The sequence below is a fragment of the Bacillus cereus group sp. BfR-BA-01522 genome, assembly GCF_022662635.1.
GTDB classification, from domain to species: Bacteria; Bacillota; Bacilli; order Bacillales; family Bacillaceae_G; genus Bacillus_A; species Bacillus_A cytotoxicus.
The window spans coordinates 213,771-226,169 of record NZ_JAKUDY010000005.1; the positions used below are offsets into that span (position 1 = coordinate 213,771).

Genomic DNA, 12,399 nt, shown 5'->3' on the forward strand with positions numbered 1-12,399 from the left:
GCAATCGCGAGGTTATTTTTTTTGATGAAACAAGATTAGAAAATCTCCATATCCTTCTTTTTCTAAGTCTTCCTTTGGAATAAATCGAAGTGCTGCTGAATTAATGCAATAGCGAAGACCGTTTGGTCCTGGTCCATCTGGAAAAACATGGCCAAGATGTGAATCGCCTTCCCTGCTTCTTACTTCTGTACGCGTCATATTATGACTAAGGTCAATTTTTTCTTTTACACTGGCTGCCATAACAGGCTTTGTAAAGCTTGGCCAACCACAGCCACTATCAAATTTATCTAAGGAAGTAAATAGCGGTTCACCAGACACGATGTCTACATATAGTCCTTCTTCTTTATGATCCCAATACTCATTTTGAAATGGAGGTTCTGTTCCGTTTTCCTGCGTTACATAAAATTGCATCTCCGTTAATTGTTCTTTTAAATGTGCATTATCTTTTGGCCAATGCTTTTTAATAAATGCATCACGTCCTGATCCTTGGCGATACAATGCATAACGGAATGCATTTTTCTTATGATAATCTTGGTGATACTCCTCAGCTGGATAGAATGTAGATGCTGGAATAATTTTCGTAACAATTGGTTTAGAAAAACGCCCGCTCTCAGCAAGCTCCTTTTTCGATACTTCAGCTAGTTTCCGTTGCTCTTCATTATGATAAAAGATAGCTGTTTCATATGATTGCCCACGATCATGAAACTGTCCACCCGCATCTGTTGGATCAATTTGTCTCCAATACATATTTAATAATTTTTCATACGGCATTTTATCTGGGTCAAATGTAATTTGAACTGCTTCATAATGTCCTGTCGTTTCAGAACAAACTTCTTTATAAGTTGGATTTTCTTTATGACCACCTGTATAACCAGAAATGATTCTTATAACCCCTTCCATCTCTTCAAATGGTGAAACCATACACCAAAAGCAACCTCCCGCAAACGTCGCAAGCTCTACCTTTTCATTGATAGACATTTCTTTCACCTCAATTATTTGTATTCTTCTTACAGTATGGCATATATGAAATGAAGTTATAAAGTGAAACTCTAATCATTGTTTTTTCATCCCCACTGATTATGAACCCTCACCAATCGGGCTGTTACAGGCATCTACCTTTTGAGGTGGGAGTCTTACTGCCCTAAAATAGCAGGATAAAAGAAAAAGCATCCTTATCTGATGCTTTTTAAGACTCTATTTTTTCATTAGCCCCTTTTTCGATTTCATCGCTCGTGACATCTAAAACATCCAATAGGAACATAAAGACTGGGATACCAATGATTAGCCCCCAAACACCTAGAAAATGCTCAGAAAAAATCAATACCATAAATGTATAAAAAATAGGTAAGTTCGTCTTTTGTGACATAAATTTTGGATTTAATACGTAACTTTCAAGCGCATGAATAACAGCCACAATAATTAATATATAGATAACATAAGTAATGCTACCAATATTATATGCAATCATGCAAAGTGGAAATAATGAGATAATTACACCCGCCACCGGAATTAAACCTAATAGAAAGATCATTAATGATAGACCAAGTAACTGTGGAAATCCTAAAATCCATAGTGCAATCACGGATAGCACACAATTCACAATAGCAATTAAAAATTGTGCTTCAATTACCTTCCCAAAAGAACGCGCAAATTTCTTCCCAAAGTATTCAATTTCATTATAGAAAATAGCAAGTTTGCTCTCTTTAAACTTTTCTGTAAATGCAACAATACGTGCTTTTTCCAACAAGAAGAATAAGCTCAAAATTAAAGAAAGTAAAAATTGCAAACCGAATTTCCCAACATTTGCAATGGACTTATAAATAATATCTACACCTTGCCCTATATACTTCGAAAGCTCCATATGATTAATCGCATGAATAGAAGCCTTTATCATATCATTATCTGGTGGATTTTTAAGGAATACATTAAATTGATAAATTAATTGTGAAATTTGTACTGTTAACACAGGTAGATATTTAAATAATGTAATTGTAATTCCACCAACAAACATGATATATAAAAACGCTATAATAATTTTTCGGTTAATCAGCATAAAATGATCGAGTTTTCTAGAAATAAATTTCTGGAATCGATCCATTAAATATGTCAGGATAAACGTAATTAAAATTAAATTAAACATGCTTTTTAGCCCATATAATATAAGAGCTAATAATAAAAGTATCAGTAACCTTTGAAATCCTTTGCTTTGAAACAGGTTTTTCATTTGCATAATCGACGAGTAATCTCTCCTGTCCTATAAAGTAAGACTTATCATAAGTAGGTTCTCTTTCTCTTCCCCACAAATTTTTTGTGTTGATTAAAATCCATTTCTTATCTTCTTTCTGCTAGATTAAGATCTGGCCTTTCCTTTCTATTTTACAATATAATAGTCCTTTTCAGAACGCATTATATAAAGTATTAATAAAGATTTAAGGAAAAATAAAATAGGTCATACCACTACTGTAACATAAAAAGCAAGCTATCAGTAGAAATCTGTTCTACAAATAGCTTGCTTCTATCAGGATTAAACTGATATCTGATTACGCAATCAGCGGCATAAACAATGGAATAACAACAACTGTTACAACCCCAACTACTGTTACTGCAATACTTGCCATCGCTGCTTCCACTTCACCCATTTCAATTCCGACTGCAACGCCGAGTGCGTGTCCTGCTGTTCCTAATGCTAATCCTTTCGCAATTGGATTTTTGACCCTAAATGTTTTTAAGAATAATGCTCCAAGCGCATATACAATTACCGCGTTAAAGATAACAGCAAAAGATGTAATGGCTGGAATACCACCGATACTTTCTGATAAAGGCAATGCAATTGCTGTTGTTGCTGCTTGTGGCAACATAGAATTCATAATAGCTGTATCTAAATGAATAGCTTTTGCAACAATGAACACAACCACTACTGAACAAATAGAACCGACAATGATAGCAGATAAGATTTGCCACCAATATTTTTTCAATTTATCAGCTTGTTTATATAATGGAATTGCAAAAGCAATTGTAGCTGGCTCTAGAAAGAAGCTAATGATTTTACCACCAGTATTATATTCTTCAAATGTGAAATTTCCAACCTTTAAAAAGCCAATCCCTAATACCATTGCTACAAATAGCGGTGTAAATAAGAAAAATTGTTTTGAGTGCTTAAATAAGAATGTTCCGATCCCGTATGCAATTAATGAAACAACAATTCCGAAATATGGAGTCATTGTACTTGCCATGTCCATTACCTCCTAACCACGTATACAATCTATTACGCAACTTTTCCGTGCTTATGTCCTTTACCTAAAGTGTCTAATTGTTTTGTATCTATCGGTTCTTTTCCACCTTTTCCTAGAATAAATTGAGCAAATAAACCTGTTACTGCTAATAAAATAACTGTTGCAACAACAATTACAGTGATGATTTGTACAAAATATTGCCCCATTACCCCAAGAGAATTGATAACGGAAATTCCAGATGGAACGAATAAGAAGCCGATAATGCCTGTTAATGCCGTTCCAAGTGACTCAACCTGTTCCAATTTAATAATCTTTAAGCATAATAAGCTAAATAAAATGACTAATCCAATTACTGAAGAAGGCATTGGAATTGGTAAATGTGATGCAATCATATGAGAAACTAACATAATAGCTGAAAAAATAAATGCTTGTGATAAAAAACTATATACTTTTTTTGTACTCATTTTGGCCACCTCTTTCGATTTGGTACCTTTATTGTATATGATGTAAACGCTTAGGTAAGCGTTTACAAATCGGAACGTCGAATATGGAGAATCAGTTACAAAAATTACAGGATGAAATACAAAAACTGCTTCTTAAATACGAAGCAGTTTTTTTAATTCCTTTGCATATGTACGACTTACTGGTACTTTCGATCCATCTTTCATAATTAAATTATAAGTAGAGTTAAACCAAGGTTGTACTTCTGAAATATGATTTACATTTGCAATAAAACTACGATGAACTCTCATAAACATCGTTTGTGGTAATTTTTTCTCCAAAATAACAAGCGTATCATGAGTTACATATGTTTCTCGAATTGTCTTTACAGTTACTTTTCCATCTACAAGTCCTACATAGACAATATCTTCCATACTTACAAGAACAATGGATTCTTCGATTGGAAGTGCAAGTTTATGCATCTCAGCAGTTACATCCGGTACTTTCATATCTACCTTCTTTTCTATTTCACTTTGCTTTCTCTTTTTATATTTTTTTAATGTTTGTGCGATGCGTTCTTCATCAAATGGCTTTAAAATATAATCTAATGCATCGACTTCAAATGCTTGTAATGCATATTGATCATATGCTGTCGCAAATACAATAGCTGGCGGACTTTTCATCTTTTTTAGTATGTTTGCAATTTCAAATCCGTTATCATCTGAAAGCTGAATATCTAAAAAAACAATATCTGGTTTATCATCCATCAATATTTCTAAAGCATCTTCTATACAATCTGCCTCTTCAATTTCATCTACTTCTTTCGTTCGTTGTAATAAATATTTCAGCTCATCTCTTGCTAACATTTCATCATCTACTACTAATACCTTTACCACTACTTCCTTCCCCCTCTACATATTGAATCGGAATTGCAAAGAAAACTTCGGTTCCTTTCTGTAATTCACTTTGAATATGAAGTGTCGTTTCTTTCCCAAATAACCCTATTAACCGTTCGTTAATGTTATATAAAGCTGTACCTGTTCCTTTTTTGGATGTTACAACAGCTTTTCCTAATTGTTCTAAACGCTCTTGTTCAATCCCCTGACCGTTATCCTTCACTTTAAAATGAATCAAATCATCTTCAACGTGCGCATACACTTCTACTTGGCAAATCGGTTGCTTCTTCGGAAATGCATGTCTAAGAGCATTTTCAACTAACAATTGAAGCACAAATGGTGGAATTAACATTGTCTTTAATCCTTCGTCTATATAGGTTTTAACCTCATATTTATTTGGAAATCTCGCTTGCTCTAACGATAAATACGCATTCACATGATTCAGCTCTTGCTCTAGTGGAATCAACAGCTGCCGCGCTCCTTGTAAGTTACAACGAAAATAGACGCTAAGCTGTAGTAAGAGCTTCCTTGCTTTTTCTACATCTGTACGACAAAGTGCTGAAACTGTATTAATCGCATTAAATAAGAAATGTGGGTTAATTTGTGCTTGTAACGCTTTGATTTCAGCATCTTGAAGCAATTTACTTTGCAGCTCTGCTTCCCCTAATTCAAGCTGGGTCGAGAAAATTTTTGCTAATCCTTCTGCTAGTTCCTCTTCTACACGACTTAACTGATTTGGATTTTTAAAATATAACTTTAATGTCCCAATTGTATTGCCGTGCGATGTTAAAGGAATAACAATTGCCGCTTGTAATGGACAGTCTTCATGCTGACAGTTAATGACTTCTCTTGATTTCGCCTTCATTATTTTCCCTGTATGTAATACTTTTTTTGATAATCCCGTAATTAAACTATGCGAAGGGATATGATGATCCGATGCTAATCCCACATGCGCTAATATTTTTTTTGTATCTGTTAAGGATACCGCATCCGTTCCCGTAAAACAATGGATAATTTGTGCCACATGTTTACATGATTCTTCTGTCAACCCTTGACGAAAGTAAGGTAATGTTTTATCAGCAATTCGAAGCACTTTATGCGTTTGTAATGCCTTTGCATTCTCTTCCTGTCGCAAAATTGCTTGCACCATGGAAAGTAAAATAAAACTACCAAAACCATTTACAAAAATCATCGGCATCGCAATCGTTTTCACTATATTCCATCCATCTTTCACAATAAATAAAATCATAACCATTTCCACCGAAACAATACCCACACTTAAAAACGCTGAATACTTAGGTGTAACTGTACGATTATGCTTTTGAAAAATTCGGCCAATATATCCTGTAATGATCCCTGCTAAAATAGATGAAATAGCACAGCTAAAAGCTGTCGTCCCCCCTAGCATATAGCGATGAATACCAGAAATAAACCCAACACCAATTCCGACAATGGGTCCCCCTAGTAAACCGCTAATTCCGACACCCATAATACGCGTATTTGCAATCGTACTTGACGAGGAAACGCCTTGTAACCAATTTTCATTCATAATTGTATTTCCTGCAATTTCAATTCCTGTGTAATTGCTTACAATTGTAAATAATGAAAAAATACAAATTAGCATAAGCTTATCCTTATATCCATCTTGTTTATGAAGGAGATGTCGAAAAATTCGAATATGCGAAAGTAAAAAACCTAATATAACAATTAATCCAACGCGCTCAATCATCATGAGTACTAAATCTAACATCTTTAGTCCTCCTTTATTTATTTTGTTCATTTTATTATCGAAAAATAATGAAGTGAACGTCAAGGAAAATCATCTATCATTTATAATCTTTCACAATAATATCCTTAAAAACTATCTTTCATATTTGACAATAGAATCGAAGAGTGCTAATAATAAGGTAATTTAATTGCAGTCCTTTAACACAACCCCGTGAGGTTGAGAAGGAAGTCGGAATATAAAAAAAGCAGGCCCATTCTTTCCAATGGATACGCCTGCTCTTTAGGCCTTCTCACACAACTGACGTGAGAAGGCCTTTTATTATTCTTCCATAGTGACTGTATAAAAGTAAGGGGGAGTAATAATGGACATAACAAATGAATCAAAAGCAAAACGTTATAAAACATTGCTTGGCTCTGCATTAGGGTATGCAGCAGAGGGATTAGATATGCTACTTCTATCCTTCGTACTCGTTTACATTTTGAAAGAATTTCACTTAACACCAGTAGAAGGCGGAAACCTTACATTAGCAACAACTATTGGGATGCTAATTGGTTCCTATTTATTTGGATTTATCGCTGACTTATTGGGTCGCATTCGAACAATGGCTTTTACTATTTTATTATTTTCACTTGCAACTGCACTCATTTATTTCACAACAGAATATTGGCAATTATTAACACTTCGTTTTCTAGTAGGAATGGGTGTTGGTGGAGAATTTGGTATCGGAATGGCGATTGTAACAGAAACATGGTCTAAGGAAATGCGGGCAAAAGCAACTTCCGTTGTTGCACTTGGATGGCAGTTTGGAGTACTCGTTGCTTCACTCCTTCCAGCCTTTATCGTTCCACACTTCGGCTGGAGAGCTGTTTTCTTATTTGGTCTCATTCCAGCTTTACTTGCCGTATATGTTCGTAAAAGCTTAAGTGAACCGAAAATTTGGGAACAAAAACAACTATATAAAAAAGAATTGTTACAAAAAGAGCGCCAAGGAACTTTAACAGCTATGGAAGCAGAAGAGCTCCAACATATGAAGAAGTTTCCTTTACGTAAGCTATTTTCTAGTAAAAAAGTAACGATGACAACAATTGGACTTATTATTATGTCTTTCATCCAAAACTTTGGATACTATGGTATTTTTACATGGATGCCTACAATTTTGGCAAATAAATATAACTATACATTGGCAAAAGCAAGCGGCTGGATGTTCATTTCTACAATTGGAATGTTAATTGGAATCGCAACATTTGGCATTTTGGCTGATAAAATTGGACGCCGTAAAACATTTTCCCTTTACTATATAGGCGGTACTATATATTGTTTGATTTACTTTTTCCTCTTTACAGACGCAACATTATTACTGTGGGGAAGCGCCTTACTTGGTTTCTTTGCAAACGGCATGATGGGAGGATTCGGAGCAATATTAGCTGAAAACTATCCATCCGAAGCACGTTCCACAGCTGAAAACTTTATTTTCGGTACTGGACGCGGCTTAGCTGGATTGGGACCAGTTATTATTGGATTATTGGCGACAGGCGGTAATTTATTTGGTGCTCTATCCCTTGTCTTTATCATTTATCCACTAGGCCTTCTCACCATGTTTATATGCGTTCCTGAAACGAAAGGAAAAGAATTGGATTAATAAAAAGGTTTGTCCCATAAAGCAGCCTATATGAGCAATTCGACACAAAACTTTGCTTCTACTAAAAAATGCAAAAAGAGCTCGTCCAAAAGTTATGTTTTGAACGAGCTCTTTACATTTTGGATAAAATGATATTCGTGATTCATTTTTATTTCTTAACATTATGAAAAAAATTAGGGGTCAAAATGTCGTTTGGATAAGGTTTATGATATATATGAGTGGTAGCTGGCGATAATGGCGGAATTAGCCATACCCAATTTCCAGTCACAACGCGACCACATGCCGCCTCTTGTTTTTCAAATTGAGCAAATTGCTGCGCTGCTGTATGGTGATCAACGATACTTACTCCCTGTTTTTTAAATGAATATAAGACAGCTATATTTAACTCGACCAACGCCTTATCTTTCCATAACGTACTATTTCTAGTTGTATCTAAATTCATTATTTCTGCAATAGCTGGCAGTAAATGATAACGATCCACATCAGCTAAATTACGAGCACCAATCTCAGTCCCCATATACCATCCATTAAAAGGAGCTGCTGTATAAGAAATTCCGCCAATTTCTAAACGCATATCTGAAATCATCGGTACACCATACCACTTCACTCTAAGAGAGGAGAATGGGTATTCTGGATGTTCAATATTTACTTCTTTTACTTCTTCTTTCGGAATCTCCTTATATACAGGTTCTTGCCCATCAATTGAGAATACAAGTGGTAACACATCAAAATTCGTTCCTTCCCCACTCCATCCTAGTTTCTGGCAAAAAGATGTAAAGGAAGAGGAATGCGGATCCCCAATCACACCTGTTTCCGTTTTATATCCTGCATAGCGAATTAATTGGTGATTATAGATGCGAATATGATTCTGTTCATCTCTATACTGCTTAAAAATCGTAATGGTTGGCCTAATTTTCCCACCATTTGTCGCATATTGAATATGATGAATTAGTGCACGATATACACCTTCCTCATCATTGATCTCCCGAGCATCCAATATATGCATTTTATTCCAAAACAGTCTTCCAATACATCGATTACTATTTCGCCAGGCCATCCGTGCCCCATGAACTAGTTCCTCAAAAGTATGTTCATATGTACCTGTCTGCTCGATTTCCAACACAACTTGATTCATACGTTCTTCTATTTGTTTTTCTTTACCGAGTTCTTGATAGCAAGTTGTAATAAATTTTCTTGCCTCATCTATTAATACCCTCATTTTATTCATAAAAAATCTCCTTTTGTTTCAACAAAACGCTACTATTTTACAGTATAAGCAAAAAGAAACGTAGGAACAAACCAAATTATTTTACATTATTAACAAACAATCCTTTTCAGAAAATAAATAGAATTGTTTGTTTTATTGTTGACTTATTCAAAAAACAAGTGTATTTTTGAGTTAGGTAAATTTTTTTTACCATGGGCAACTTCAGAAGAAAAGGGGGGGAGGTTTATGTCTTCATTTCATTTGCCTAAGCTTTCATATGACTATGATGAATTAGAGCCCTACATTGATGGTGACACTTTGGCGCTTCATCATGGAAAGCATCACGCAACATATGTTAAAAATTTAAATGCTGCTTTAGAAAATTATAAAGAATTGCAGAACAAGCCTTTAGAAGAATTACTGAGCCATTTAAATGAACTACCACCCGATATTATGACAGCAGTCAGAAATAATGGTGGTGGGCATTACTGCCACAGCCTTTTTTGGGAGGTCATGAGTCCGAAAGGCGGAGGCGAACCTAATGGAGACGTTGCAAAAGTCATTGATTATTACTTTAATACCTTTGATAACTTCAAAGATCAGCTTTCCAAAGCGGCCATTAGTCGATTCGGAAGTGGATATGGATGGCTTGTACTGGATGGGGAACAACTCTCTGTTATGAGTACACCAAATCAAGATACACCACTACAGGAAGGAAAAATTCCGCTACTTGTAATCGATGTATGGGAGCACGCTTATTATTTGAAGTATCAAAATCGTCGTCCAGAATTCGTTACAAATTGGTGGAATACGGTCAATTGGGACCGTGTGAATGAAAAGTATTTACAAGCAATTCAATCACAGAAACGTTAGTCATGCGTATAAGGTAAATTTGGTAATGTAAACTAGTATCATCGAAATCCTCCAAAATCCCCTGGATTGCCACCGGGGGATTTATGTATAAATTACCTTAGCTGTTCAATATAATATTGCAGTACATCATTTATATTCGTTTTTACCCAATTAAATCGAAATCCTAACTCTTTTGCTTTCGTATTATCAAGCGTACAATTTAGTATTTCGTTATATGGGGCTATAGGATCTCTCTTTGTTTCAATATAGGCTCTTATACCTGTATGTTCCTCAATATATTCAATCACTTCACGCATAGAAATCGTGTCATTACTACATGCATTAATCGGCCCTTCCGTCTCTATTGTACTAAGCCATGCTAGAAAATCTCCTGCTTCTTTCTCATGTATAAAGGACATTCTTCCCTCTATATCCTCCACTCCAAAAGGGGTTTGTTTTACAATATGATCTACATAAAACTGCAACCTCTTTGTATAATCATTTTCTCCGATTACAACCGGAAATCGAACCGCTATAACTGGAAATGTCGCATATGTAAATAGAACAGCTTCTGCTAATCGCTTCCCTTCTTCATAAGAGAAATCCTTTCTATCTCCATAAACAATTGGATATTGATACGAATCAAAATCATCCTCCTTCAGAGATAATGCTGGCTCATAAACAGCCATTGAAGACGTCATAATATATTTTCCTACTTTCTTTTGCAGGACATTGCATATTATTTTTGCTGTATTAGGGTTATAACATAAATTATCGTACACAACATCATAAAACTCTCCATCCAATAATTCTTGCAGCATTTCCTCATCTTCACGATTTACAATAAGCCTCTTTATGCGATTGCCAAACTCATCTGCTGTTACCCCTCTCGTTGCAATCGTCACCTCATGTTTCTCTTGCAACAGTTTCTCAACTAACCGTTTGCCAAAAAAACGTGTTCCCCCTAAAACTAATATCTTTACCATATCCGTCATTCCTTCCCATTCCCTATTTTAAAATAACGAAATCAATAACCTCTTTTATGTTACTAAATTTCCTCACAAAAAGTATGAAATTCCTGTGAGATTCTCTTATTTTTAAACTTACTAAAGAAACAAGGAAAATGGATGGAAGTCTGATTTTATGTAACGAAAAAGGCTGCCTCCGATTTATTCCTCACTTCTACTATAAAAAAATAGTAGCACAGACCATAGTCATGGTCTGTGCTACTAATCTTAGTATGTTTTTTATTCCTCTTCTCGATACCCATTTTTATTATTAACTTGCCATCTCCAAGAATCCGCACACATTTCCTCGAGTCCACGTTTTGCTTCCCATCCTAGTTCTCTTTTTGCTTTCGATGCATCTGCATAACATATTGCCACATCTCCAGGACGGCGCTCTGTAATTTTATAAGGTACCTTTCTTCCGGAAACTTTCTCAAAAGCTTTCACCATTTCTAATACACTATAACCCGTTCCTGTTCCAAGGTTATAGGCATCTATTCCTGTTGTCTTGAGCACCTTTTCAAGAGCCTTCACATGGCCATTTGCTAGGTCCACAACATGAATGTAATCACGTACACCTGTGCCATCTTTTGTTGGATAATCATTTCCGAATACACTTAATTCTTTTAATTTCCCAACTGCTACCTGTGTTACATACGGCATTAAGTTGTTCGGAATACCATTTGGGTCTTCTCCAATGCGCCCGCTTTCATGAGCACCAAATGGGTTGAAGTATCGAAGTAATACTACGCTCCATTCTGGATCTGCCACAACGACATCGCGTAAAATTTGTTCAATCATTAATTTCGTTTGACCGTATGGATTGGTTGCACTTAACGGGAAGTCTTCTGTAATTGGTGATGTCTCTGGAATACCGTATACTGTTGCAGATGAGCTGAAGATCATCTTTTTCACATTATGCTTTTCCATCACTTCACATAACACTAATGTGCTTGTAATATTATTATGATAATACGTAAGCGGAATTTCAACCGATTCTCCCACTGCTTTTAAGCCAGCAAAATGAATCACCGCTTCAATCGTATTTTCTTCAAAAATTGCATGAAGTGCTTCACGATTTAAAACGTCTTCTTTATAAAATGGAAACGATCTACCTGTTATCTCCTTCACACGATTGATTGCTTCTTCTGAGCTATTAGAAAGATTATCTACTACGATAATTTCATAACCGCTATTTAACAACTCTACACATGTGTGACTACCAATATATCCTGCTCCACCCGTTACAAGTATTGCCATAAGTATAGTCCTCCATATTTCATTCATTATAAACTTTTAAAATTATACCACATATCCTCCCCCAAATGTTTATCCCCCCAAGTCACCATCTTACATTTTATACCATATATCCATTGTATCATGACTATTTCATAG

At 35.4% G+C, this 12,399-nt stretch carries 11 protein-coding genes and 1 pseudogene; 2 read left to right on the forward strand and 10 right to left on the reverse strand.

Annotated features, from left to right (window positions below):
- Positions 1 to 12: 12 nt before the first annotated feature.
- The 7 genes and pseudogenes from msrB to MR059_RS09955 form a co-directional block, all read right to left on the reverse strand.
- Entirely contained in the window at positions 13 to 498 is a 486-nt protein-coding gene (gene msrB / locus MR059_RS22255; protein ID WP_373367238.1) for a peptide-methionine (R)-S-oxide reductase MsrB, read from the reverse strand.
- 15 nt (positions 499 to 513) lie between these two features.
- Positions 514 to 978, reverse strand: a pseudogene (msrA, locus tag MR059_RS22260) (peptide-methionine (S)-S-oxide reductase MsrA); the annotation flags it as partial.
- Positions 979 to 1,186: 208 nt separating this feature from the next.
- Positions 1,187 to 2,230 carry an AI-2E family transporter gene (locus MR059_RS09935; RefSeq protein WP_012096402.1) on the reverse strand — a complete coding sequence of 348 codons (1,044 nt, stop codon included), beginning with the start codon at positions 2,228 to 2,230 and terminating at the stop codon, positions 1,187 to 1,189.
- 310 nt (positions 2,231 to 2,540) lie between these two features.
- Positions 2,541 to 3,233, reverse strand: coding sequence for an antiholin-like protein LrgB (gene lrgB, locus MR059_RS09940; RefSeq protein WP_012096403.1), 693 nt, complete (start codon positions 3,231 to 3,233; stop codon positions 2,541 to 2,543).
- Positions 3,234 to 3,265: 32 nt separating this feature from the next.
- Positions 3,266 to 3,697 carry an antiholin-like murein hydrolase modulator LrgA gene (lrgA, locus tag MR059_RS09945; protein ID WP_012096404.1) on the reverse strand — a complete coding sequence of 144 codons (432 nt, stop codon included), beginning with the start codon at positions 3,695 to 3,697 and terminating at the stop codon, positions 3,266 to 3,268.
- Between the two features lie 132 nt (positions 3,698 to 3,829).
- Complete coding sequence (locus MR059_RS09950; RefSeq protein WP_012096405.1) at positions 3,830 to 4,570, reverse strand: LytR/AlgR family response regulator transcription factor; 741 nt, start codon at positions 4,568 to 4,570, stop codon at positions 3,830 to 3,832.
- Positions 4,545 to 6,320, reverse strand: coding sequence for a sensor histidine kinase (locus MR059_RS09955; protein WP_242161741.1), 1,776 nt, complete (start codon positions 6,318 to 6,320; stop codon positions 4,545 to 4,547). The genes MR059_RS09950 and MR059_RS09955 overlap by 26 nt, the downstream gene beginning before the upstream one ends.
- A gap of 340 nt (positions 6,321 to 6,660) precedes the next feature.
- Between MR059_RS09955 and MR059_RS09960 the strand changes: the two genes are divergently transcribed.
- Complete coding sequence (locus MR059_RS09960; protein WP_012096407.1) at positions 6,661 to 7,938, forward strand: MFS transporter; 1,278 nt, start codon at positions 6,661 to 6,663, stop codon at positions 7,936 to 7,938.
- 148 nt (positions 7,939 to 8,086) lie between these two features.
- Here the strand turns inward: MR059_RS09960 and MR059_RS09965 are convergent, their stop codons facing one another.
- A complete protein-coding gene (locus MR059_RS09965; RefSeq protein ID WP_012096408.1) occupies positions 8,087 to 9,166 on the reverse strand; it encodes a nitric oxide synthase oxygenase in 1,080 nt (359 codons plus the stop codon).
- Positions 9,167 to 9,391: 225 nt separating this feature from the next.
- On the opposite strand from MR059_RS09965, the gene sodA reads away from it, so the two are divergent.
- Complete coding sequence (gene sodA / locus MR059_RS09970; RefSeq protein WP_012096409.1) at positions 9,392 to 10,018, forward strand: superoxide dismutase [Mn]; 627 nt, start codon at positions 9,392 to 9,394, stop codon at positions 10,016 to 10,018.
- A gap of 92 nt (positions 10,019 to 10,110) precedes the next feature.
- On the opposite strand, the gene MR059_RS09975 is transcribed toward sodA, so the two are convergent.
- Positions 10,111 to 10,983: an NAD-dependent epimerase/dehydratase family protein gene (locus MR059_RS09975; protein ID WP_048723594.1), complete on the reverse strand. Its 873-nt coding sequence runs from the start codon at positions 10,981 to 10,983 to the stop codon at positions 10,111 to 10,113.
- A gap of 261 nt (positions 10,984 to 11,244) precedes the next feature.
- Complete coding sequence (galE, locus tag MR059_RS09980) at positions 11,245 to 12,264, reverse strand: UDP-glucose 4-epimerase GalE (protein WP_012096410.1); 1,020 nt, start codon at positions 12,262 to 12,264, stop codon at positions 11,245 to 11,247.
- Positions 12,265 to 12,399 lie beyond the last annotated feature (135 nt).

Bases quoted from the DNA above. Each gene is read 5' to 3' on its own strand.
- MR059_RS09960 (WP_012096407.1), top strand. From the start codon at position 6,661: ATGGACATAACAAATGAATCAAAAGCAAAACGTTATAAAACATTGCTT.
- lrgA (WP_012096404.1), bottom strand. From the start codon at position 3,697: ATGAGTACAAAAAAAGTATATAGTTTTTTATCACAAGCATTTATTTTT.
- MR059_RS09975 (WP_048723594.1), bottom strand. From the start codon at position 10,983: ATGGTAAAGATATTAGTTTTAGGGGGAACACGTTTTTTTGGCAAACGG.
- lrgB (WP_012096403.1), bottom strand. From the start codon at position 3,233: ATGGCAAGTACAATGACTCCATATTTCGGAATTGTTGTTTCATTAATT.
- sodA (WP_012096409.1), top strand. From the start codon at position 9,392: ATGTCTTCATTTCATTTGCCTAAGCTTTCATATGACTATGATGAATTA.
- MR059_RS09935 (WP_012096402.1), bottom strand. From the start codon at position 2,230: ATGCAAATGAAAAACCTGTTTCAAAGCAAAGGATTTCAAAGGTTACTG.
- MR059_RS09955 (WP_242161741.1), bottom strand. From the start codon at position 6,320: ATGTTAGATTTAGTACTCATGATGATTGAGCGCGTTGGATTAATTGTT.
- MR059_RS09965 (WP_012096408.1), bottom strand. From the start codon at position 9,166: ATGAATAAAATGAGGGTATTAATAGATGAGGCAAGAAAATTTATTACA.
- galE (WP_012096410.1), bottom strand. From the start codon at position 12,264: ATGGCAATACTTGTAACGGGTGGAGCAGGATATATTGGTAGTCACACA.